General features: G+C 78.2%; 21 protein-coding genes. 13 read left to right on the forward strand and 8 right to left on the reverse strand.

The features are described from left to right. Positions 1-42: 42 nt before the first annotated feature. Positions 43-1,086: a zinc-dependent alcohol dehydrogenase family protein gene (locus ACFY07_RS20290; protein WP_390870308.1), complete on the forward strand. Its 1,044-nt coding sequence runs from the start codon at positions 43-45 to the stop codon at positions 1,084-1,086. Positions 1,087-1,227: 141 nt separating this feature from the next. Here ACFY07_RS20290 and ACFY07_RS20295 read toward each other — a convergent pair whose 3' ends face one another. Then, positions 1,228-3,414: a hypothetical protein gene (locus ACFY07_RS20295; RefSeq protein ID WP_390870310.1), complete on the reverse strand. Its 2,187-nt coding sequence runs from the start codon at positions 3,412-3,414 to the stop codon at positions 1,228-1,230. Between the two features lie 472 nt (positions 3,415-3,886). Between ACFY07_RS20295 and ACFY07_RS20300 the strand changes: the two genes are divergently transcribed. The 8 genes from ACFY07_RS20300 to ACFY07_RS20335 all read left to right on the forward strand — a co-directional run bounded on the left by ACFY07_RS20300 (position 3,887) and on the right by ACFY07_RS20335 (position 8,077). Continuing rightward, entirely contained in the window at positions 3,887-4,378 is a 492-nt protein-coding gene (locus ACFY07_RS20300; protein WP_390870312.1) for an Asp23/Gls24 family envelope stress response protein, read from the forward strand. A 76-nt stretch (positions 4,379-4,454) separates the two neighbouring features. Next, entirely contained in the window at positions 4,455-4,628 is a 174-nt protein-coding gene (locus ACFY07_RS20305) for a hypothetical protein (protein WP_230652556.1), read from the forward strand. Then, positions 4,625-5,029, forward strand: a complete 405-nt coding sequence (locus ACFY07_RS20310) for an Asp23/Gls24 family envelope stress response protein (protein ID WP_390870314.1) — start codon at positions 4,625-4,627, stop codon at positions 5,027-5,029. The genes ACFY07_RS20305 and ACFY07_RS20310 overlap by 4 nt, the downstream gene beginning before the upstream one ends. A gap of 118 nt (positions 5,030-5,147) precedes the next feature. Beyond that, the gene (locus ACFY07_RS20315) at positions 5,148-5,885 is read left to right on the forward strand and encodes a DUF6286 domain-containing protein (RefSeq protein WP_390870316.1); all 738 of its coding nucleotides are present in this window, start codon (positions 5,148-5,150) and stop codon (positions 5,883-5,885) included. A gap of 118 nt (positions 5,886-6,003) precedes the next feature. Then, positions 6,004-6,624 carry an alkaline shock response membrane anchor protein AmaP gene (locus tag ACFY07_RS20320; RefSeq protein ID WP_390870318.1) on the forward strand — a complete coding sequence of 207 codons (621 nt, stop codon included), beginning with the start codon at positions 6,004-6,006 and terminating at the stop codon, positions 6,622-6,624. 231 nt (positions 6,625-6,855) lie between these two features. After that, positions 6,856-7,173, forward strand: coding sequence for a hypothetical protein (locus ACFY07_RS20325; RefSeq protein WP_230652564.1), 318 nt, complete (start codon positions 6,856-6,858; stop codon positions 7,171-7,173). A gap of 115 nt (positions 7,174-7,288) precedes the next feature. Beyond that, positions 7,289-7,831, forward strand: coding sequence for a general stress protein (locus tag ACFY07_RS20330; RefSeq protein ID WP_390870321.1), 543 nt, complete (start codon positions 7,289-7,291; stop codon positions 7,829-7,831). Positions 7,832-7,921: 90 nt separating this feature from the next. Next, on the forward strand, positions 7,922-8,077 hold the full coding sequence (locus ACFY07_RS20335; RefSeq protein WP_230652566.1) for a DUF6131 family protein: 156 nt from the start codon (positions 7,922-7,924) through the stop codon (positions 8,075-8,077). A gap of 225 nt (positions 8,078-8,302) precedes the next feature. Here ACFY07_RS20335 and ACFY07_RS20340 read toward each other — a convergent pair whose 3' ends face one another. Then, entirely contained in the window at positions 8,303-9,466 is a 1,164-nt protein-coding gene (locus tag ACFY07_RS20340) for a PP2C family protein-serine/threonine phosphatase (protein WP_390870323.1), read from the reverse strand. Positions 9,467-9,656: 190 nt separating this feature from the next. Further along, entirely contained in the window at positions 9,657-10,169 is a 513-nt protein-coding gene (locus tag ACFY07_RS20345) for a MarR family winged helix-turn-helix transcriptional regulator (RefSeq protein WP_390870325.1), read from the reverse strand. 50 nt (positions 10,170-10,219) lie between these two features. Between ACFY07_RS20345 and ACFY07_RS20350 the strand changes: the two genes are divergently transcribed. Beyond that, positions 10,220-10,666 (forward strand): nuclear transport factor 2 family protein, encoded by a 447-nt coding sequence (locus ACFY07_RS20350; protein ID WP_390870327.1) that lies wholly within the window; start codon positions 10,220-10,222, stop codon positions 10,664-10,666. Between the two features lie 85 nt (positions 10,667-10,751). Here the strand turns inward: ACFY07_RS20350 and ACFY07_RS20355 are convergent, their stop codons facing one another. The 3 genes from ACFY07_RS20355 to ACFY07_RS20365 form a co-directional block, all read right to left on the reverse strand. Continuing rightward, a complete protein-coding gene (locus ACFY07_RS20355; RefSeq protein ID WP_230652571.1) occupies positions 10,752-10,970 on the reverse strand; it encodes a hypothetical protein in 219 nt (72 codons plus the stop codon). A 538-nt stretch (positions 10,971-11,508) separates the two neighbouring features. Continuing rightward, complete coding sequence (locus ACFY07_RS20360; RefSeq protein ID WP_390870329.1) at positions 11,509-13,317, reverse strand: gamma-glutamyltransferase family protein; 1,809 nt, start codon at positions 13,315-13,317, stop codon at positions 11,509-11,511. 94 nt (positions 13,318-13,411) lie between these two features. Next, complete coding sequence (locus tag ACFY07_RS20365; protein ID WP_230652620.1) at positions 13,412-14,329, reverse strand: NADP-dependent oxidoreductase; 918 nt, start codon at positions 14,327-14,329, stop codon at positions 13,412-13,414. Between the two features lie 229 nt (positions 14,330-14,558). Between ACFY07_RS20365 and ACFY07_RS20370 the strand changes: the two genes are divergently transcribed. Continuing rightward, positions 14,559-15,443 carry a LysR family transcriptional regulator gene (locus ACFY07_RS20370; protein WP_230652622.1) on the forward strand — a complete coding sequence of 295 codons (885 nt, stop codon included), beginning with the start codon at positions 14,559-14,561 and terminating at the stop codon, positions 15,441-15,443. A gap of 70 nt (positions 15,444-15,513) precedes the next feature. On the opposite strand, the gene ACFY07_RS20375 is transcribed toward ACFY07_RS20370, so the two are convergent. Beyond that, entirely contained in the window at positions 15,514-15,969 is a 456-nt protein-coding gene (locus ACFY07_RS20375; RefSeq protein ID WP_390870331.1) for an STAS domain-containing protein, read from the reverse strand. Between the two features lie 358 nt (positions 15,970-16,327). Here ACFY07_RS20375 and ACFY07_RS20380 point away from each other — a divergent pair, with 358 nt between their 5' ends. Continuing rightward, positions 16,328-20,509, forward strand: a complete 4,182-nt coding sequence (locus ACFY07_RS20380; RefSeq protein WP_390870333.1) for a SpoIIE family protein phosphatase — start codon at positions 16,328-16,330, stop codon at positions 20,507-20,509. Further along, on the forward strand, positions 20,506-20,802 hold the full coding sequence (locus ACFY07_RS20385) for an STAS domain-containing protein (protein ID WP_230652577.1): 297 nt from the start codon (positions 20,506-20,508) through the stop codon (positions 20,800-20,802). Before ACFY07_RS20380 ends, ACFY07_RS20385 begins: the two co-directional genes overlap by 4 nt. Before the next feature lie 57 nt (positions 20,803-20,859). Here ACFY07_RS20385 and ACFY07_RS20390 read toward each other — a convergent pair whose 3' ends face one another. Further along, positions 20,860-21,279 carry an ATP-binding protein gene (locus tag ACFY07_RS20390; protein WP_390870335.1) on the reverse strand — a complete coding sequence of 140 codons (420 nt, stop codon included), beginning with the start codon at positions 21,277-21,279 and terminating at the stop codon, positions 20,860-20,862. Positions 21,280-21,483: the final 204 nt, after the last annotated feature.

Below are 21,483 nucleotides of genomic sequence, written 5' to 3' on the forward strand. Positions count from 1 at the left end.
ACGGTGGGCACGTTCCCGATGATCTCCCGAAGGACATGCATCATGCGCGCCACCGTGATCCACGGACCTCACGACATCCGGGTGGAGGAGGTCCCCGACGCCGCCGTCCGGCAGCCCACGGACGCCGTGGTCCGGGTCGTCCTCGCCTGCATCTGCGGCAGCGACCTGTGGGCCTACCGCGGGGTGGCGGCGCGCCGGCCGGGGCAGCGGATCGGCCACGAGTTCCTGGGCGTGGTGGAGGAGGTCGGCTCCGAGGTGGCGGGCGTGCGGCCCGGCGACCTGGTGGTGGCCCCGTTCGTGTGGTCCGACGGCGTCTGCGACTTCTGCCGCGAGGGCCTGCAGACCTCCTGCCTGCACGGCGGCTTCTGGGGCGAGCCCGGCTCGGACGGCGGCCAGGGCGAGGCGGTCCGCGTGCCGTTCGCCGACGGCACGCTGGTCGGGCTGCCCGCCGAGGCCCTGGGCGACGACCGCCTGCTGACCGCCCTGCTCGCGCTCTCCGACGTGATGAGCACCGGGCACCACGCGGCGCTGGCCGCCGGGGTCCGCCCGGGCTCCACGGTCGCCGTGGTCGGCGACGGCGCGGTCGGCCTGTGCGGCGTGCTGGCCGCCCGCCGCCTGGGCGCCGAGCGGATCATCGCCATGGGCCGGCACAAGACCCGTACCGACATCGCGCGCGACTTCGGCGCGACCGACGTCGTCGCCGAGCGCGGCGAGGAGGCGGTGGCCGCGGTGCGGGAGCTGACCGGCGGGCAGGGCGCCCACGCCGTGCTGGAGGCGGTGGGCACGGAGGACTCCATGCGCACCGCCGTGTCGATCACCCGCGACGGCGGGTTCGTCGGCTATGTCGGCGTGCCGCACGGCGGCAGCGCGGGCATCGACATCGGCCAGATGTTCAACCGCAACGTCGGGCTGCGCGGCGGCGTCGCCCCCGCCCGCGCCTACATCCCGGAGCTGCTGGAGGACGTGCTGTCCGGGAGGATCGACCCCTCCCCCGTCTTCGACCGGACCGTCGGCCTCGACGGCGTCCCGGACGGCTACCGGGCCATGGACGACCGCAGCGCCCTCAAGGTGCGCGTGACGTTCTGACCCGCGCCGCCCGCCCGGCCCGGCCCGCGCCGCCCCCCCTGCCGGAGGGCGGCGCGGCCGTGCGGGGGCGGGTCCCGCGGGCGGGCTCGCGGGAGGGGCCGGAAGCGGGGCTCGGAGCGCCGGTCGCAGGGAGCGCGGGGCTCAGGGAGTGGGTGCCGGGCGGACCGGCGGCAGGGGGCCGATGCGGGCACCCGAGGCGAGCAGGGCCGACAGCCGCTCCGGCCCCGCGGTCCCGCCCGGCAGCGCGAGGACCTGGTGCGGCACGGCCGCGCCGAAGCGCAGCGTGCCGCTCCCGGCGACGCGCCGCACGTGCCGGCTGCCCGCGACCAGCAGGTAGCCGCGCCCGCCGGGCGGGTGCCACCACACCGAGGCCAGGACGTCGGGCGCGAACCGGCTGCACGCCCGGCCGCCCGACTCCTGCCCGGTGCGGACGGCCCCCCGGCGCCCGGGGCCGGAGGCGGGCAGCAGGACCGCGGTCGCGGCCGCGCCGTCGCCGGTCCACCGGTCGGTGCGCAGGCAGACCCACGTCGCGGTGCCGCGCCTCTCCGGCAAAGGCTGGACGGCGAAGGCCCACAGGTTCACCGACCTCACCGACGCGGCCGCACCGACCCGGCCGGCGGAACCGTCCGGACCGCCCGGAACCGGCGCCAGGCAGGCCGCGCGGGCCCAGGCGGGCAGGGCCTGCGGCCCGGTGGCCTCGCGGGGACCGGCGGGCGGCACCCGGCCGGGCGGCGGCATCCAGGTCAGGTGGGCGAGGACCGGTCCGCCGAGGTCCGCCAGGAGGAAGGCGTGCCTCTCGGCCACCACCGGCGACGAGCGCAGCTGGAGCACGGGCTCCCCGAGGCAGCCGCCGGCCGCCCGGAACGGCAGCGGCGCGGTGACGCCGCCGCCGCCCGCCAGCGGGCGCGCCGGCCGGTCGGGGTACCGCAGGTCCCGGGTCGCCGCCTCCGCCACCCACGGCGCCAGCAGCAGCCGGGCCCCCCGGGGGCCGCGGCGCAGCACCACGGCGGCCGTGGTGAGGTCGGCGCCGTCGACGCGGGCCAGGAGGAGCTCGGGGGAGCCGGACCCCTCGGTCCAGCGGGCGATCCGCCCGCCGTCGTGGAGCAGGACGACCGCCGCCCCGTCGACGTCGCCGGCGAACAGCAGGCGGGGGTCCTCCGCCGGAGGGCGGGTCGAGGTGCCGGGCACCGCGGAGACCCGCGTGCCCGGCAGCGGCCGCTCCCAGGCCCGCAGGGCGCGGTCCGTCAGCGCCCGGTCCGCGGTGCGGTCGCCGCGGGCGGGCCAGGCGCTGAGGTCGAGCCGCGCGGTGGTCCGCCACGCGTCGGGGGCGGCGCGGACCAGCCGTACGGCTGCGGACGGGTCCGCCGCGCCCGGTCCGCCTCCGGCGGCGGAGCCGGGCGGGGCCGGCCGGCCGGCGGAGGACGGGACCGCCCACCAGGCGGTGGGGAGTGCGGCCAGCAGGACCGCGGAGACGCCCAGCGCGGTGCGGCGGCGCCGTCGGCGGCGCAGCAGGTCCGAGGGCTGCGCCCGGACCGTGCAGGGGTCGAACTCGGGCGAGGACGCCATCCGGGGTCCGGCCTCCGGGTGGTCCGCGGCAAGCCGGTCGGCGAGGGCCAGGGCCCGGCCCGGGTCGTCGCAGCCCGCCCGGGCGAGCAGCGACCGCACGGCGGTGTCGGGCATGCCCTCCAGGGCCCGCAGGGCGCAGGCGGCCCGGGCCGCGGGCTCGGCCGCCGCCAGGGCGCGGTCGAGGGCGAGCTCCTCGGCGGCGCCCGCGACGGTGAACAGGCGCAGGCCCCAGACCCGGGGCAGGGTCCACGCGCGGAGCGGCAGGGGCCTCCCCGCCCCGGGACCGGCCGCGGCCAGGGCCCCGGCGAGGACCCGCAGCCGGACCTGCCCGTAGGCGGCGCCGGCCGCCTGCCGGGCGGCCCCGCCGGCCCCGCCGCCGCTGCCGCCACTGCCGTCGCCGTCGGGCTGCAGGACGGCCGGGGCGTCCCCACCGGCCGGGGCACGGCGGGGGCCGGGCGGGAGGGCCGCCAGGGGTGCGGCGGGACGCCGCCCGAAGCCGCGGCCGGACAGGGAGCGCTGCACGAGGGCGTGGGCGGCGACCACACGCCGGTGGCGGTCCTGCCCGGCGGGCAGGACGGCGTAGGCGAGGCGGGCCAGCCGCGCGTAGTTGCCGACCAGGGCGGCCTCCGCGGCCTCGGCGGAGACCGCCGTGCCGGGTGCGGGCCCGGTGTGCTCCGCCGCGCCGGGCTGCGGCCCGGCCGGTTGAGGCCCGGCCGGTTCCCCCGCGGCCGGTTCCGGCGCGCGCGGCGGCGGGCCCGGCACCGGCGCCGCCGGGACGACGGCGGCCGGGGCCGTCCCCTCTTCGCCCCCACCCGCCCGGGCCGTGCCCGCCCCGGCCGGGGCGGGCCCCGCCGCGCCCGCCCAGGCCCCGTACCCAAGCCTTCCGTGCCCGCTCGTCCCCATGGCTCCGCACACCCCGCCTCGTCGCTGGACCTTGGCCGGCGGCCCCTCCCCCGCCGACGGCAGCACCTCGGTGCACTGCGTGCAACGAGCGGACGCCCCGGCGGTCACCCCGGGACCGGGACCGACGCCGCATCGGGCGCCCTGCCGCCGCCGAACCGCCGCCTGCGCGGCAGCGCCGCGCCGTTCGGTCACGTTCCATGCGGGTATCTGTCTCTATGTGGTGATGTGACCGAACAACGCCTCCGTGCGTGAGGACGGACCACCGCATGTGTCGAATCCCATGACGGACATCGCACGGGTGTCCGCACACCGACCGATCGAGGCGACTGCCATGACGGACACCAGCGCCCAGCGCCCTGCCTCCACGGCTGGGCAGACGGGGGGCGGCGGCAAGACCCTGCAGGGCCGCGCCGGCGTCGGAGCCCCCGCCGAGACCCGGGGGAGGACCACCATCGCCGACAACGTGGTGGCGAAGATCGCCGGGATGGCGACCCGCGAGGTCCCCGGCGTCCACAGCCTCGGCGCCGGGATGGCCCGCACCTTCGGCTCGATGCGCGACCGGGTGCCGGGGGCGGGGAGCAGCGTCACCCGCGGCGTGAAGGTGGAGGTCGGCGAGCGTCAGGCCGCCGTGGACCTGGACGTCGTCGTGGAGTACGGCGTGTCCATCGTCGACGTGGCGGGGGACGTGCGCGTCAGCGTGATCTCCGCCGTCGAGCGGATGACCGGGCTGGAGGTCGTCGAGGTGAACATCGCCGTGGACGACGTGCACCTGCCCGACGAGGAGGAGTCCGAGCCCGAGCCCGGCGAGAGCCGGGTGAAGTGACCCGCACGCATGCCGCCGCCCCTCCGGGGGTGCGGCGGCCCGCGGGGACGGGAGCGGTACGAGAGAGGTGCGCGAGATGAACACAGCGACTGTGGGCCTGGCGGCCGGCATGGCCCTGGGCTTCGCCGGGTTCTTCGGCGGCTTCTGGGCGTTCCTGCTGGTGGCCGTCCTGGGCGGCGTGGGCCTGGTCGTCGGCCTGGCCCTGCAGGGCAGCCTGGACACCGGGTCGTTCCTGCGGCGGCAGCGGTGAGCACGCCGCACCCGGGACGGACCGGTCAGCCGGAGCCGCCGGAGCGGGCGGAGCAGCCCCGGCTGCCGCCCCCGGCGGAGCGCGGCGCGACCGTCGTCCCCGACCGGGTGGTGGCGCGGATCGCCGCCCGGGTCGCCCGGGAGTCGCTCGCCCGCCTGACCGGACCGGGCGGCGGCGGCCTCGCGGCACCCCAGGCGTCCGCGGCCACCGGCGGCGGGGCGGCGCGGCTGGAGCTCTCGCTCGACCTGCCGTACCCCGTGGACATCGCACGGGCCTCCCGCGAGGTCCGGGACGACGTGGCGGCGCGGGTGTCGCGGATGACGGGCATGGAGGTGCGGGAGGTCGCGCTGGTCGTCGAGCACCTGGTCCCCCGGAAGGGCGGCGGCGGACGGGTCCGCTGACCTCCCCTCCCCCGGCCGCGCCCCCGCCGTACCGGCCCGGGCCCGCGGTCCCCCGGCTCCGGCCGCCGCGCCGCCGACGGCGTCCCGACCGGAGCAACGTCCGAAGGGACGGCACCCCATGACGCACGGACAGGACCCCCTGAGGAAGCAGGATCCCCCCCGGGAGCAGGAGACGGCACGGCCGCCCGCGGCGCTGGACACCGCCCCCGCCGGTCCCCGGCCGGCCGGAGGCGAACCGGCCGGCACCGGACCGGCCGGCACCGGACCGGCCGGCACCGGAGGGGCCGGGGGCCGGGACGGCGGCGCGGCGGGCCTGGCCCCCTCGCCCCGCCTGTGGTCGCCGCGCCGCGTTCCCGCGGCACTGGTCGCCCTGGTGGTGCTGGTGGCCGCCGGAGCGGCCCTGTACGACGTCGTCGCGGTGCGCGCCGGGCGGCCCGCCTCGGCGTGGCGCCGGACCCTGGCGGACGAGCTGGCCACCCGGACGACGGGGGACGTGTGGATGCTCACCGGGGCGGCGGTGGCCGCCGCCCTCGGGCTCTGGCTCCTCGTCCTGGCCCTCACCCCCGGCCTGCGGAAGCTGCTCCCCCTGCGCGCGCCGACCGGCGACTCCCCCGTGCGGGCCGTGCTGGACCGGCACGGCGCCGAGGTGCTGCTGCGGGACGCCGCCCTGCGCGTCCCCGGTGTCGGCCGGGCCCGGGTCAGGGTGCGCCGCCGCATCAAGGCACGTGCCGACGTCCGCTTCCGCGACCCGCGGCAGGTGCGGGAGGAGGTCGCCGGCGCCCTGCGGGAGGAACGCGACCGGCTCGCCCTGGTGCGACCGGAACGGGTGTCGGTGCGGGTCCGGCGCGCCCGCTGAACCGCGCCGCCCCCGCCCGCGGACCACGCGTCCCGCACCCCCGCATCTCCGCACCCGCCGCACCCGCCGCACCGGGCGATCCGCGCACCGGGCGGCCCGACCGCCGGGAGGCGACCCCATGAAGCCGCGGACCACGACCAACCGCATCCTGCTGGCCCTCGCCGGCCTGCTGCTGCTCGGCGGCGGGCTGCTGGTGCTGACGGCCGGACTGGACCTGTACCGCCGGTGGAGTCTCGGACCGCCGTCCGGGTGGCCGCTGACGGGGCCGCACGACGTCCTGCTCGGCGCGGGCGACCGGGAGCGGTGGAGCAGCCAGGGCTGGTGGTGGTGGCCGGCCGTGATCGCCGCCCTGGCCGTGGTCGCCCTGCTCGCCCTGGGGTGGCTCCTCGCCCAGCTGCGGCGGCCGCGGCCGGGCCGGCTGCCGGTCTGGGGGACGTCCCCGGGCGGGGAGCCCGAGGAGGGCGTCGAGGTGCGCGACGGGGCACTGGGCGACGCGATCGCCGCGGAGGCCGCCGGCCTGCCGGGCGTGGTGCAGGCCGGGGCCCGGATGTCCGGGCGGGCCGCACGGCCCGAGGCCCGGGTGGACCTCGCCCTCGGCACCGGGGGCTCCCCCCGTGAGACGCTCCGCGCCCTCGCCGACGGTCCCCTGGAGCGGGCCAGGCGGTCCGCCGGGTGGCGGCGGCTGCCCGCGGACGTCCGGTTCAGCGTCGCCCGGCACGGCCCCCGGCGCGCGGAGTGACGGCGCCGGACGGAGGCCCGGGGACCCCGGGGCGCGGGGATGCGGGGATGCGGAGGCGCAGGGATGCGGGGACACGGGGCGTGCGGAGAGGGGCGGGCACCCGGCCGACCGGGGGACGCTGCCGTCCGGGGCGGTGAGCCGCCGCGTTCGGGGAAGGCACTGTGACGGACCGCAGGGCCCCGCACACGGTCCGGGGCCGCCGTCGCGAGGAGTTGTGAGGAGCTGCACGCCATGACCACGTACGTCATCACCATCCCCGGCACCTTCCTGGAGGAGCTGACCGGTGACGCACGGACGACGCTGCTGGAGCGGCTGCGCCCGTCGGACCCGCAGCAGACCGAACTGGGCGAGGCCGAGGACCTGGACGTCCTCACCGTCAACGACAACGGCACGTTCAGCATCCGGCTGGAGGTGGAGGCGGAGGACACCCGCTCCGCGGAGGCGGACGCCGCGGCGGTGGCGGGCGCCGCCCTGCGCGACGCGGGGTTCACCGGGGACACCGCCCCGCTGGGGCATCCCGCGGTGACCGGCATCGACACGCACGGTTGAGAGGGCCGGAGCGGCATGTCCGCTGCCCTTCGGGGCAGGGGAAGGCCGAGGGCGGATCACGGACGACAGCGGCCGACGGACAGGCTGCGGACACCGGACGGCGGAGGGATCGGAGATGACGGCACAGGACCGGTCCCCACTGGACCCCGTGGCGGCCGCGTGGAACACCGTGGGGAGCTACGGCACCTACGAGGAGGCGCAGGCCGCCGTCGACCGGCTCTCCGACGAGCACTTCCCCGTGGAGAACCTCGACATCGTGGGTTCGGGCCTGCGCCTCGTGGAGCACGTCACCGGGCGGCTGACCCGGGGGCGGGCCGCGGCTGCCGGCGCGGCCAGCGGCGCCTGGTTCGGCCTGTTCATCGGGCTGCTGGTCGGTCTGTTCACCAGTGGTCCGGCCTGGTTCGGGCTGATCCTCGGCGGCCTCCTGATCGGCGCGCTGTGGGGCGCCGTCTTCGGTTTCGTCGGCCACGCCGCGACCGGCGGGCGGCGCGACTTCTCCTCCACCCGGTCGCTGGTCGCCTCGCGGTACGACGTGATCGCCCGCGGCGGTCGCGCGGAGGAGGCCCGGACCGTGCTCGGACGGGTCGGCCTCGGCACGGGGGCAGGTACCGGCACCGGTACCGGCACGAGCACCGGCGGCCGGCCCCCCGCGGGGTGAGGTCCTCCGGGTCCCGCCCCGGGTGGAGGCGCCACCGGTCGTCCGGCACCGCGGGGACAGCAGAGTCGAAGTGGAAAGAAGGAGGGCGCGATGATCATCCTCGGAGTCATCCTGCTCGTCGTGGGCTTCTTGACCGGCATCTCCATCCTGTGGACGATCGGGATCATCCTGCTCGTCATCGGGGTGGTCCTGATGCTGCTGGGCGCGACCGGCCGCGCCGTCGGCGGCCGCAAGCACTACTGGTAGCCGCCCGCGGCCCCGGCCCGCGCCCGTGAGGGGGACCCGGCAGTCCGCCGGGTCCCCCCGGCACGTCCGGGGCGGGGCGCACACCGGCACGGCGCGCACGGACGCGGCACGGAGCGACCCACCGGTCCGCCGTCCCCCGGTCCGCCGTCCGCCGGTGCGTCACCCGCCGTCGCCCCCGCACCGGGGCGCCGCACCGCCCCGGGGCGCCGCCTCCCGGCGTGCGGCTCAGGCCTGGCGCCCCCGCCAGTCCAGGCAGAGCACCACCGCGTCGTCCTCGACCGGGAGCGTTCCGCGGTGCCCCGCCAGTTCGCGCAGGACGGCGCGCGGGACGTCGGCGGGCGGCAGCAGCCGGGTCGCGAGCACCGCGCGGGCGAGGGCCCGTTCGCCGTACTGCTCCCCCTGGGCCGAGGCCGCGGTGTGGACGCCGTCGCTGACGACGACGAGGCGGTCGCCGGGCTCGACCCGCGTCTCCTGGACCGCGTACAGGGTCTCCTCCAGCATGCCGAGCGGCAGCTGCGCGTCGAAGGAGAGCGGCGCCGCCTCCCCGTCCCGGACCAGGAACGCCCGGGGCGACCCGGCGTCCACGACCTCCACCCGGCCGGTGGCGAGCTCGAAGCGCATGAGCAGCACCGAGACGTAGCGCTCGCCCCGGTACTGGGCCCAGACCGCCTGGTCCGCCAGGGCCACCTGGTCCGCCAGGGGGATGCCGGCGCGCCGGGCGTTGCGGAGCGCGTTGACGGCGAGGCTGGTGAGCAGGGACGCCGCGATGCCGTCGCCCATGCCGTTGGTGACCGCGACGGTGAGGTGGTCGGCGTCCGCGGACCAGTCGAAGTTGTCGCCGCGGACGTGGTAGGCCGGTTCCAGCTGGGCGCCGACGGTGTACTCGGGACGGGCGCAGGACCGGCCGGGCAGGAGCTGCCACTGCATCTCGGCGGCCAGGGTCAGGCGGCTCCTGCGCCGGGCCTGGAGGTACAGGTCGGTGTCCCGTTCGGCGACGGCGACGTGGTGCGCGGCGATCTCGGCGATCTCGGCGACCTCCTCCACCGTCCGCGGGCCGGGCGCCTCCGGGAGGACGACGCTCAGCACCCCGATCCGGTCGCCGCGGACGCTGACCGGGACGTGGAGGGTGCAGGTGCCGTCCCCGTGCTGCTCGGCGTGGGGCTGCTGGGACCCGAACGCGCGGCCGGCGGCGCTGGAGTGCACGGGGACGGCCTTGCCGGTGTGGGGCAGGAGCGTCACGGGCTGCAGCACGGTGAGGCCGTAGTCCGCCATCAGCAGGTCGGTGGCGAGGGCTGCGCAGTGGTCGGCGAGCGCGTCCCGGAGCACGTCCAGGAGTCTGTGCGGCGCTGCGGCGCGCAGTGCGCGTTCGATGGACAGGAGGGTGTTCACCGGTTCGGGAGGGCCTTCCGCAGGTGTCGACGGGGCGGCCCGGCGGACGGCGTGCCGCGCCGTCCGCGTGCGACCGGGCCGGGTGGCCCGGCGGGCTCTGACGACAGTGTGCAGGACGTGCGAAGGGAAGCGCACGCCGTCCCCCGAAACGGCCCCGACCTGGTCCGACGGCACCCGTTCGGCGGCCCCCTCAGCGCGGCGGGAGCACCTGGCGGCGGCGGACCGCGTCGGCGCCGCCCGTCTCCTCCAGAAGCCCGGCCAGCAGCTCCCGCACCTCCGCCAGGCGCCCCGCGCCCCAGCGCCGCGCGAGGCGGTCCTCCAGGTCCGCGCGCGCCCGTCGGGCCGCCTCGACGGCCGCCCTGCCGCGGGGGGTGAGGCGCACCCTCCGCACGCGGGCGTCGCGGGGGTCCGGGACGCGCTCGGTGTAGCCGAGGCCCTCGAGTTCGGCGACCGCCTTGGAGGCCCCCTGCTGGGTCATGCCGAGTGCGGCGGCGAGGTCGCCGACGGTGGGGTCGCCCACGGTGGGGTCGGCGGCGACGAGCTGCTGGAAGACGTACCCGTGGGAGAAGCGCAGGTCGCCGAAGCCCTCGCGGGCGAGGGCCGCCTGCACGAGGTCGGCGGCGGCGAACCCGGCGAGGAGGGAGAGGGTGCCGGTGTCGAGGTCGGCGGGCCGGGGGGCGTCGGGGGCGGAGGGGGCTGCCATGGCACGACACTATATTTGACAACCAAGGTTGTACAACTACTGTTGTCCATATGGAGACGCATCAGCACCCCCACATCGACCTGGCCGTCCGCCACCACGACGCCGTCGCCGCCGGCGCCTCGGGCGAGGAGTTCGCCCGCTTCTTCACCCCCGACGCGGTCCACCGCGAACTCCCCAACCTGCTGTTCCCCGACGGGGCGGTCCGCGACGTCGCCGGCCTGTGCGAGGCGGCCGAGCGCGGCCTGCGGCGGCTGTCGGGGCAGCGCTTCGAGGTGCTGGACGCCGTCGCGTCGGGCGACCGGGTCGCCCTGGAGGTCCGCTGGGAGGGCGTCCTCGCCGGGGCGATGGGGCCGCTGCCCGCAGGGCACGTCCTGCGGGCCCGCATCGCCACGTTCCTGGAGATCCGCGACGGCAGGATCGCGGCCCAGCGCAACTACGACTGCTACGAGCCGCTGCGAGCCGCCGGGGAGCCCGCCGGCGGCGCCCCGGCGGGGTGACGCCGCCATGACGCCGGCCCGCGCCGCCCCCGGGCGGGGCGGCGCGGGCCGCGGGGCGCCCGAGGGGGCGCCGTCGCCGGGCGGGCTACTTCTTCTCGTAGGTGGAGAGGGCGAGGCCGAGGCCGAAGAAGGTGGGCGCCCACTCGCCGATGAAGATGCCCCAGCGGTCGGCCCGCTCCTCGCCCTTCTTCTCCACGCTCATGGAGACGGCCCAGGAGATGAGGGACAGGCCGATGGAGGCGAAGCCGGCGGCGTAGGCGTGCTCGGCGCGGATGCCCGAGTCGTGGAGCTTCTTGACGATCATGCTGGGTCTCGCTTCCGGAGAGGGCCCCCGCGGGCCGGGCGGCCGGGGGCGCTGCTGCGCGCTGCCTGCCGGGTACGGGGGTCGCGGCAGCCGGCCCCAGCGCGCACGGGCCGACCGTTCCATCCCATCCCGCGGCGGCGGCGCCCGCCATCCGGCTCGTCCGACCGGGGCACGGGCGGGGCAGGGCGGGGCAGGGCGGGGGCTGGACGGGGCGGGGCGGGGCGGGGGGCCGGGCGGGGGGCACGCGGGGCGCGGACCGCACGCACGAGGGGCCGGCCGCCGTGGGGGGTGGAGGACCGGCCCCTCCGCCCCTTCTTCGGGCCGGACCGCCCGGGCGGATGCCGTTCCCGGAGACCTGTTCCGGACTCCTCCGTTCCGCACCGCCCGCCCCACGACCGCCGGTCGCCCGGCCGCGCGGCCCCCCGTCGCCCCGCCGCCCGCCACCGGCCGTCCGAGCCCCGGCGGCCCGGCGGCTCAGCGGTTCACCGACTCGGCGGTCCGGCAGTCCGGCGGCTCAGTGGTTCAGCGGCCCGGCGGCTCAGCGGCCGACCGCGTAGCCCTGCATGCCCCGCGGGTTGGCCGCCGCCGACAGGACGCCCGTCCGCGGGTCCCGGGCGACGGCGCACACGCGCCCCTCGGACCAGGGGCCGGCGAGGGTGACCCGGTGGCCGCGGCGGCGCAGTCCGGCGACCGCCTCCTCCCCGAGGCGGTCCTCCACGACCAGGCTGCCGGGCAGCGTGGTGCGCGGGTAGAAGGAGCTGGGGAAGGCGTCGGTGTGCCAGCCCGGCGCGTCGACGGCGCCCTGGAGGTCCAGGCCGCCCCGGACCGGCGGCAGGAGCGCGGCGGCGAGGAAGAAGTGCAGGCCCCACTGGTCCTGCTGGTCGCCGCCGGGCGTGCCGAAGGCCATGACGGGCTCCCCGTCGCGCAGCGCCAGCGAGGGGCTGAGCGTGGTGCGGGGGCGGCGGCCGGGGGTCAGGGTGTTGGGCAGGCCGGGCTCCAGCCACGCCATCTGCAGCCGGGTGCCCAGCGGGAAGCCGAGTTCGGGGACCACGGGACTGGACTGCAGCCAGCCGCCGCTGGGCGTGGCGGCGACCATGTTGCCCCAGCGGTCCACGACGTCGACGTGGCAGGTGTCGCCGCGGGTGGCGCCGTCGCGGGCGACGGTGGGCTCGCCCGCGCCCGACGGCAGGGCGCCGGGGCCGTCGGCGGGGTCGGCGGCGGCGCGCAGGACGTGGGCGGGCAGCCGGGGCGTCCGGCCGTCGGGCGAGCCGGGCCGCAGGCCGAGGTCGGCGCGCTCCCCCACCAGGGCCCGCCGCGCCTCGGCGTAGGCCGGGGAGAGCAGGGCCTCGAGCGGGACCTCGGCGGCGTCGCCGTACCAGGCCTCGCGGTCGGCCATGGCGAGCTTGGTGCCCTCGGCGAGGGTGTGGACGTACGCGTCGGTGCCGGGCCGGGTGCCGTCGCGGCCGAAGCCGTCGGGCAGCAGGGCGAGCTGCTGGAGCATGGCGGGGCCCTGGCTCCAGGGGCCCGCCTTGCACACCGTCCAGCCGTTCCAGTCGTAGGTGGCCGGCTCCTCGTAGGAGGCGCGGTAGGACACCAGGTCGTCGCCGGTGAGGGTGCCGGCGTGGCGCTCCCCCGAGGTGTCCAGGGCGGGCCGGGCGGCGGCGCGGACGAGGGCCTCGGCGACGAAGCCCTCCCGCCAGACGCGGCGGGCGGCCTCGATCTGCTCCTCCCTGCCGGTGGCGGCGGCCTCCGCCTCGGCGGTGAGGCGCTGCCAGGTCGCGGCGAGGGCGGGGTTGCGCAGGAGGGCGCCGGGCCGGGGGGACCGGCCGCCGGGCAGCCAGAGGGCGGCGGAGTCGGTCCACTCCTCCTCGAAGAGCGTGCGGACGCTCTCCACGGTGGCGCCGATCCGCTCGACGGCGGGGTGGCCCGCCTCGGCGTAGTGGACGGCGTACCGCAGCACCTGGCGGAGCGTGCGGGTGCCGTGGTCGCGGAGCAGCAGCATCCACGCGTCGAACGCGCCGGGGACAGCGGCGGCCAGCGGGCCGGTGCCGGGCACCAGGTCGAGTCCGAGGCCCGTGTAGTGCTCCACGGTGGCCCCGGCCGGGGCGGGCCCCTGCCCGCACAGGACCCTCGGCGGGCCGCCGGCCGGGGCGAGGAGGATCGGCACCTCGCCCGCCGGGCCGTTGAGGTGGGGCTCGACGACGTGGAGGACGAAGCCCGCGGCGACGGCGGCGTCGAAGGCGTTGCCGCCCTCCTCCAGGACCGCCATGGCGCACTGCGAGGCGAGCCAGTGGGTGGACGACACCATGCCGAAGGTGCCCTGCAGGGTGGGTCGGGTCGTGAACACGCCGTCACCCTAGCGGCGGGGGCCGGGCGGAGGGCACCCGCGGGGGGCGGGCCCGGCGTGACGGCCGCGCCGCCGCACCGGGCCCGCCGCGCCGTCAGACCTTGACGACGATCTTGCCGTGGACGTGGCCGCCGCGGCTCAGCTCGAAGGCGTCGGCCAGCTCCTCCAGGGGGAAGGTCCGCTCGACCGGGACGGTGAGCCTCCCCTCGTCGGCGAGCGCGCCCAGGGCCGCCAGGTCCTCGCCGCTGGGCCGCACCCACATCCACTGGCCGCCGGCGCCGATCACGGAGTCGTCCGCGATGGAGGCGTGCCGGCCGCCCTCGCGGAGCACCGCCAGGGTCGCGTCGAGGACGCCGCCGACGAAGTCCGCGACCACGTCGACGCCCTCCGGCGCCAGGGCGCGGACCCGGTCGGGCAGGCCCTCGCCGTACGCCACCGGCTCGGCGCCGAGGGCGCGCAGCCGGTCGTGGTTGCCGGGGGACGCGGTGCCGATGACGCGGGCGCCCAGGGCGCGGGCGATCTGCACGCCCAGGGAGCCGACGCCGCCCGCGGCGCCGTGGACGAGCACGGTGTCGCCGGAGCCGGTGCCGAGGCGGGTGAGGAGCTGGTAGGCGGTGAGGCCGGCGAGCGGCAGGCCCGCGGCCTGCTCCCAGCTCAGCGAGGCGGGCTTGGCGGCGAGGGCGCGCACGGGCACGGTCACCAGCTCGGCGAAGGTGCCGCCGTGGACGTAGTCCTTGCGGGCGTAGGCGACCACCTCGTCGCCGACGGAGAACTCGGGGGTGTCGATGCCGACCTGCTCGACGACGCCGGCGACGTCCCAGCCGGGGACGACCGGGAAGACGGTGTCCATGAGCCCGTCGAGGCCGCCCGCCATGAGCTTCCAGTCCACGGGGTTCACGGCGGCGCAGCGCACCCGGACGAGGACCTCGCCGGGACCGACCTTGGGGCGCGGGAGGCGGGCGGGCGCGAGGACCTCGCTGCCGCCGTAGGTCTCGTAGGCCATCGCCCGCATGGTGTTCTCGCCGGTTCCGCCCTGGGGGGCCGCGCTGTTCTGGGACATGGTTCGCCTTTCACGGGAACGGGCGGATCGGGCACCGCCCACCGGAGTCACGTGCCCCACCGTAGGCATCCCCGCACATCGGCGGCCAATAGGATGGGCCGCCCGGAGGCACAGGGGATCCGATGGCGGGCCGTCCGGGGGCGGCCGGGCCGCGGGAGGAGGGCGGCGGCGCGTGGACCTGATGCTGCTGCGGACGTTCCTGGAGGTCTACCGGGCGGGGTCGTTCACCTCGGCCGCGGCCCGGCTGGGCCTGTCCCAGCCCACCGTGACGGCGCAGGTGCGCGCACTGGAGCGCGACCTGGGGCACCCGCTGTTCGAGCGGCTGCCGCGCGGGGCCGCCCCGACCGGGGCGGCGGAGGAGCTGGCGGCGCGGGTGGCGCAGCCCCTGGACGCGCTGGCGGAGGTCGCCGCCTCCCGGGGCGGGGCGGACCCGGCGGCCGGTACCGTGCACCTGGGGGGTCCGGCGGAGTTCCTGACCGCCCTGGTGCTGCCGGCGCTGGCGCCGCTGGTGGACCGGGGCCTGCGGCTGCGGGTCTCCGTCGGGCTGGCCGACGACCTGCTGGCGGGGCTGGTGGCGGGCCGCCACGACCTGGTGGTCTCCAGCGTGCGGCCGCGGGTGCGCGGGGTGGCGGCGGAGCCGCTGGCCGACGAGGAGTTCGTGCTGGTGGCGTCGCCCGGCACGGCGGCCCGGATCGGCGCGGACCGGGTGGCCTCGGAGGGCGCGGCGGCGCTGCGCGGGGTCCCGCTGGTGGCGTACGCCGAGGACCTGCCGATCGTGCGCCGGTACTGGCGGGGCGTCTTCGGCTCCCGGCCCGCCGGGGCCGCCGCCGTGGTCGTCCCGGACCTGCGGGGGGTGCTGGCGGCCGTCGCGGCGGGCGCCGGGGTGAGCGTGCTGCCCCGCTACCTGTGCGCGGAGGGCCTGGCCCGCGGCGAGGTGGTGGCCCTGCTCGACCCGCCGGAGCCGCCGATCAACACCCTGCACCTGGCCCGCCGGGCCGGGGGCGGGCACCCGCCCCTGCTGGCCGCCGTGGGCGACCGGCTGCGGGAGGCCGCCCGGGAGTGGTGAGCGCCGCCCGGCACGGGTGCTGCCCGGCGCGTCGGCGCCGCCTGCGGACCGGCGTCCTCCGGGCGGGGGGTCAGTGTGCGCCGGGGCCGACGGCCCGGACGGCCTCCTCGACGCTCCCGTGGAAGGAGAGGATCTGGTCGAGGCCGACGACGTGGAAGACCCGGCTGATGTCGGGGTCGAGGCCGGCCAGGGCGAGGGCGGCCCCGGCGGCCCGGGCGCGCTGGTGCGCCCCCACCAGCAGGGTGATGCCGATGGAGTCGCAGTAGGTGAGGCCGGAGAGGTCGAGGACCAGGCCCGCGCCGGGGGCGAGGGCGACCTCCGCCAGGGCGGCCTGCAGGCGGGGGGCGGTGTGGTGGTCGAGATCGCCCGCGACGGTCACCAGGCTCGGCCCGCCGGGGGCGGCCCCCACGGTCACGGCGAGGCCGGAGTCGGCCGGGCCGAAGCCGTGGGAGCCCGGGCCGCCGAGGCCCGGGCCGGGGGCGCCGGGGCCGTGCGGACGGGGGTCGGGCTGGTCGGAGTCGGGCACCTGGGGATCTCCTAGACGGGGCGCGGGCGGGGGGCGGCCGGGGCGGAGGTGACGCGCGGAAGCGTATGCCCCGGACGGGGGCCGGTCACCCGGCCCGGCGGCGGGGCGGTCCGGCGGGGCGGCGGGCGGTCCCGCCGGGCCCTGCGCTGTCCGCGGTCGGCATGCGGGTGTGTCCTCCTCGCCCGGTCCGCCCCCGCGACGGGGGAGGCGCCGGACACGGGGCCCGGCTGGCCTATCCTACGGAACCGGCCCCGCACCTGCGGCGCAGGCCGCCGGGAACCGGTTGGCCGGCGGCGCGAGGGGCAGGCGGTCCCGGACACGGGCCCGGCACGGAGGCAGGAGACGGAGTGGACGAGGCATGAGCGCGGAGCACACCGAGTCACCCGGCAGGCTGTTCCCGGGCAAGGGCGAGATGGCGCGGCGGGTGCGCGACTACCCGTGGGCGTCGTCGCCGGTGGGTGATCCCGCGTCGTGGCCGGAGAGCATGCGCACCGCCCTCCGGATCTGCCTGACCTCCCGGTTCCCGATGATCGTGTGGTGGGCCCCGGATCTGCGCTTCGCCTACAACGACGCCTACCTGCCGCTGCTGGGGACGAAGCACCCCGCGCTGGCCAGGCCGGGGGCGGAGGTGTGGGGGGACATCTGGCACATCGTGGGCCCGATGCTGGAGTCGGTGCTGGAGACCGGCGAGGCCACCTGGTCGGAGGACCTCCTGCTGCCGATGGACCGCCACGGCTACTGGGAGGAGACCTACTGGACCTACTCCTACAGCCCGATCCACGACGACTGCGGCACCGTCCGCGGTGCGTTCACCGCCGTCAACGAGACCACCGAGCGCGTCGTGGGCGAGCGGCGGCTGGCGGCCCTGCAGGACCTGGGCGCCCAGGCGGGCACCGCCCGCACGGTCGGGGAGGCCTGCGGGCTGGTCGCCGCGGCGCTGGAGCGGGCCTCGGCCGACGTGCCGTACGCGGCGGTGCACCTGCGCAGCCAGGACACCGGCGGCCTGGTCCTGGCCGCGAGCAGCCCGGCCGGCGCGGGCCCGGTCCCGCTGCCCGGCGGGCCCGGCGGGTGGCCGCTGGAGGAGGTGCTGCGGACCGGGCGGGCCGCGACCGTGGGCGACCTGGCCGCGCGCTTCGGCGAGCTGCCCGGCGGCAGCTGGGGCCGGCCCCCGACCGAGGCCGTGGTGCTGCCGCTGCCCGGCGAGACCGGTGCGGAGCCGGTCGGGGTGATCGTCCTCGCGGCGAGCGCCGGGCGGGCCCTGGACGAGGCGTACCGGACCTTCCTGGACCTGGTCGCCCAGCACACGGCGGCGCTGGTCAACGGCGCGGTGGCCTACCAGGTGCAGCAGCACCGGGCGGAGGAGCTGGCCGAGCTGGACCGGGCCAAGACCGCGTTCTTCTCCAACATCAGCCACGAGTTCCGCACCCCCCTGACCCTGATCATGGGGCCGGTGGAGGAGCTGCGCGCGGAGCTGTCCGGGTTCGACGAGCACGTCCGCGAGCAGGTGGAGGTCATCCACCGCAACGGGCTGCGGATGGGCCGGCTGGTCACCACCCTGCTCGACTTCTCCCGCATCGAGGCGGGCCGGATGCAGGCCCGCTACGAGCCGGTGGACCTCTCGGTGTTCACCGCCGAGCTCGCCAGCGTCTTCCGCTCGGCGGTGGAGCGGGCCGGCCTGGCGTTCGAGGTGGACTGCCCCCCGCTGCCGCAGCCGGTGCACCTGGACCGCGGCATGTGGGAGAAAGTGGTCCTCAACCTGCTGAGCAATGCGCTGAAGTTCACCTTCGACGGTGCCATCCGGGTCGCGCTCGGCACGGAGGACGGGCGGGCGGTGCTGCGGGTCTCGGACACGGGTACCGGGATCGCGGCGGAGGAGATGCCGCGGCTGTTCGAGCGCTTCCACCGCATCCCGAACGTCCGCTCCCGGTCGGAGGAGGGCAGCGGCATCGGCCTCGCACTGGTGCAGGAGCTGGTGGGGCTGCACGGCGGCACGATCACCGCCGACAGCGTCGAGGGGGCGGGGACGGTCTTCACCGTCCGGCTGCCCTTCGGCCACGCCCACCTCCCGGCGGACCGGCTGGCCGAGCCGGGCCCGGCCGCCGTCTCCGCCACCGCGGAGCCGTTCGTGCAGGAGGCGATGCGGTGGCTGCCGCGGCCGTCCGCGGCACAGGAGCCGCCGGAGGGGCCGCCGCGGGCGGGGCGGCACCCGCAGGAGGGCGACGGCGGGCCGGACGGCGCGGTGCAGGACGGCACGGCACAGGACGGCGGGGGGCGGCAGGGCGCACGGGTGCTGGTCGCCGACGACAACGCCGACATGCGCGAGTACCTGGCGCGGCTGCTGGAGCCCCGCTACCGCGTCACCGCGGTCACCGACGGCCTGGCCGCCCTGGCGGAGGCCCGCCTCGGCCGGACCGACCTCGTCGTCAGCGACGTGATGATGCCGGGCATGGGCGGCCTGGAGCTGGTGGCGGCGCTGCGCGCCGACCCGCGGACCGCCGGGATCCCGGTCCTGCTGCTCTCCGCCCGGGCCGGCGAGGAGGCCTCGATCGAGGGGCTGGAGGCGGGCGCGGACGACTACCTGGTCAAGCCGTTCTCCGCCCAGGACCTCCTCGCCCGGGTCCGGACCAACCTGGAGCTGGCCCGGGTGCGCAACCACCACGCCGGGTGGCGGGCGGCCATGGTGGCGTCGCTGCAGGAGGGGTTCTTCGTCTGCGACTCGGGCGGCGCGGTCGTCGAGATCAACACCGCCTTCACGGACATCCTGGGGTACGGGCCGGAGGGCCTGCCCTACCCCCCGCAGTACCCGTGGTGGCCCGCGCCGTCGGTCGACCCCGAGGCCCACGAGCGGGCCGGCGAGGCGTACGCGCAGCTGATGGGCGACCGGCGCGGCAGCTTCACCGTCCCGGTGCTGCACCGCGACGGGCACCGGATCTGGGTGGCGGCCACCTTCAGCACGGTGGAGGACCCCGAGACCGGCGAGGAGATGCGCGTGGGGACCGTCCGCGACGTCACCGCGGAGCGGTTCGCCGCGCAGCGGGAGGCGGCGCTCACCGCGATGAGCGTGCGGCTGTCCCAGGCGTCCAGCGTGCCGGATGCCGTCCGGGCGGCGCTGGACGCCCTGGGCGGGCTGTGGCACACCCGGTCCGTGCTCGCCGTCACCTGGCGCGGCGACGGCGAGCCGGCCGTGGCCGGCCCGGACGGCGGCCTGCGGTGGCAGGACCTGCCGGAGCCGAGGCGCCGGGCGGTCGAGGCCCTGCGCGGCCACCCGCCGCTGCACCCCGCCGTCTCGGAGGACCCGGCGGGCGTCGGCGTGACCCTGGACCACCCCGAGGGCCTGCTGTCCCTGTGGCTCGAACCCGACCCCGCCCGCCCCTTCGGCGACGAGGACCCGACGCTGCTGGGACTGCTGGCCGGGCACCTCGGCCAGGCGCTGCGCCGCGCCCACCAGACCGACCAGCAGCGCGAGGTCGCCCTCACCCTGCAGCGGGCCATCCTCGGCCCGGACCGGCTCCCCTCCGGGTTCGCGGTCCGCTACGAGCCGGCCACCCGCCCGCTGGAGGTCGGCGGCGACTGGTACGACACCGTGGAGCTGCCGGACGGCCGCATCGGGATCGTCGTCGGCGACTGCGTGGGGCGCGGCCTGTCCGCCGCCACGGTGATGGGGCAGCTGCGCAGCGCCTGCCGCGCGCTGCTGCTGCAGGCGTCCGGTCCGGCGGAGACCCTGACCTCACTGGACCGGTTCGCCGCGCTCGTGCCCGGCGCGCTGTGCACCACCGTCTTCTGCGGCATCCTCGACCCCGGCAGCGGGCGCCTGGTGTACTCCAGCGCCGGGCACCCCCCGGGCATCCTCGCCCACCCGGACGGGCGCACCGAGCTGCTGGAGGGGGGCCGCTCGACCCCGCTGGCCGTGCGCCCGGGGCACCCGAGGCCCGAGGCCGAGCGCACCGTGCCGGCCCGGTCCACGCTGCTGCTGTACACCGACGGGCTGGTGGAGCGGCGGCGCCGGCCGCTGACGGCCGGGGTGGACCAGGCGGCGGCCGCGGTCGGCGGCGGCCGCGGCGTCCCGCTGGAGGAGCTGGCGGTGCGGCTCATGGAGCGGCTCGCCCCGGAGGAGGGGTACGACGACGACGTGGCCTTCCTCCTGTACCGCCACCCGGGGCCGCTGGAGGTCTCGTTCCCCGCGGAGTCCGGCCGGCTGGCCCAGGTCCGCGGCGCGCTGCGGGAGTGGCTGGCCCGCTGCGACCTGCCGCCCCGGCAGGCGCAGGGCGTGCTCGTCGCGGCCGGCGAGGCCTGCGCGAACGCCATCGAGCACGGGCACCGCGACCGCCCGGGGCAGCAGGTGCGGCTCACCGCCACCGCGACCGCGGACGGGCTGCGGCTGACCGTCGCCGACTCCGGGCGCTGGAAGACGCCCGATCCCGGCTCCAACGCCCACCGGGGCCGGGGACTGACCCTCATGCGTGCACTGATGCAGCAGGTGACCATCGACACCGGTGACGGCGGGACCACCGTCGACATGCAGACGAGGATCGGCAGATGACCACTCGGCTCCGCCTCGACACCGGCAGACGGCCGGACGGGACCCCGGTCCTCACGGCCGCGGGCGAGATCGACATGAGCAACGCCGGGGAGTTCACCGCCGCGGTCGCCGGGGCCGTGCCCGCCTCGGGCCGCCTGGTCGTGGACCTGACCGCCGTCGAGTACCTCGACAGCGCCGGGCTGATCACGCTGTTCACCCACGCCGAGCGCATCCACCTGGTCGCCCCGGCGCTGCTGGGGCCGGTGCTGACCGTCTCCGGGCTCACCGAGCTGACCACGGTGGACATCGCCTGAGGGCCGGCACCGCCGGGTGCGCGGCGGTGCGGGGTCCGCGGCGGCGCGGGCCGCGCCTCAGGCGGGGCCGGTGTCCACCACGGCGACGACGCTCTTGCCCGTGCCGTGGGCGGCGTCCTCCACGGTGAGGCGGCGGGAGAGCTGCGCCACCAGGTGCATCCCGAAGCCGCCGGTGCCCGTGCTCAGGTCGGCGGGCCGGGGGTCGGGGCGGACGGGGCTGGTGTCCTGGACGGCGACGCGGACGGCGCCGGGGCCGGCGTCCACCGTCAGCACGCAGGGGCCGGGCGCGTGGCGGACGGCGTTGGTGACGAGCTCGGAGACGACCAGCAGGACGCGCTCGGCGTCGTGGGGTCCGGCGCCCGCGGCGGCGAGGTGCTCCGCGGCCAGGCGGCGGGCCTCCCCCACGGTGCCCGGGGAGCCGTCGAAGCGCGCCCGGAGCGTCGGCCCTCCGGAGGTGTGCGGCTGTACGGAGTCCACGTCGCCCCCTCGTTCACGGCGGTCGGGGGTGCGCGCGCCCCTCTGCGACCGCGACCGCCCCGCCCGGGACCCTACCCGCCCGCAGACGAGGGATACAGTCGGGCCCGGACCCGGGGGCCCGCGCACGGCCGCGCCCCGCAGGCCGGGAACGATGCCGTACGCTTTCGCAGGATCCCATCGTTGCCATGGGTCAATGACTTAAGG

It is taken from the genome of Streptomyces sp. NPDC001380, from assembly GCF_042895785.1.
In the GTDB taxonomy this organism is placed as follows: Bacteria; Actinomycetota; Actinomycetes; order Streptomycetales; family Streptomycetaceae; genus Peterkaempfera.

Coding starts and splice junctions, on each gene's coding strand:
- ACFY07_RS20290 (WP_390870308.1), top strand. CDS start 43: ATGCGCGCCACCGTGATCCACGGACCTCACGACATCCGGGTGGAGGAG.
- ACFY07_RS20300 (WP_390870312.1), top strand. CDS start 3,887: ATGACGGACACCAGCGCCCAGCGCCCTGCCTCCACGGCTGGGCAGACG.
- ACFY07_RS20305 (WP_230652556.1), top strand. CDS start 4,455: ATGAACACAGCGACTGTGGGCCTGGCGGCCGGCATGGCCCTGGGCTTC.
- ACFY07_RS20315 (WP_390870316.1), top strand. CDS start 5,148: ATGACGCACGGACAGGACCCCCTGAGGAAGCAGGATCCCCCCCGGGAG.
- ACFY07_RS20320 (WP_390870318.1), top strand. CDS start 6,004: ATGAAGCCGCGGACCACGACCAACCGCATCCTGCTGGCCCTCGCCGGC.
- ACFY07_RS20325 (WP_230652564.1), top strand. CDS start 6,856: ATGACCACGTACGTCATCACCATCCCCGGCACCTTCCTGGAGGAGCTG.
- ACFY07_RS20330 (WP_390870321.1), top strand. CDS start 7,289: ATGACGGCACAGGACCGGTCCCCACTGGACCCCGTGGCGGCCGCGTGG.
- ACFY07_RS20335 (WP_230652566.1), top strand. CDS start 7,922: ATGATCATCCTCGGAGTCATCCTGCTCGTCGTGGGCTTCTTGACCGGC.
- ACFY07_RS20345 (WP_390870325.1), bottom strand. CDS start 10,169: ATGGCAGCCCCCTCCGCCCCCGACGCCCCCCGGCCCGCCGACCTCGAC.
- ACFY07_RS20350 (WP_390870327.1), top strand. CDS start 10,220: ATGGAGACGCATCAGCACCCCCACATCGACCTGGCCGTCCGCCACCAC.
- ACFY07_RS20355 (WP_230652571.1), bottom strand. CDS start 10,970: ATGATCGTCAAGAAGCTCCACGACTCGGGCATCCGCGCCGAGCACGCC.
- ACFY07_RS20365 (WP_230652620.1), bottom strand. CDS start 14,329: ATGCGGGCGATGGCCTACGAGACCTACGGCGGCAGCGAGGTCCTCGCG.
- ACFY07_RS20370 (WP_230652622.1), top strand. CDS start 14,559: ATGCTGCTGCGGACGTTCCTGGAGGTCTACCGGGCGGGGTCGTTCACC.
- ACFY07_RS20380 (WP_390870333.1), top strand. CDS start 16,328: ATGAGCGCGGAGCACACCGAGTCACCCGGCAGGCTGTTCCCGGGCAAG.
- ACFY07_RS20385 (WP_230652577.1), top strand. CDS start 20,506: ATGACCACTCGGCTCCGCCTCGACACCGGCAGACGGCCGGACGGGACC.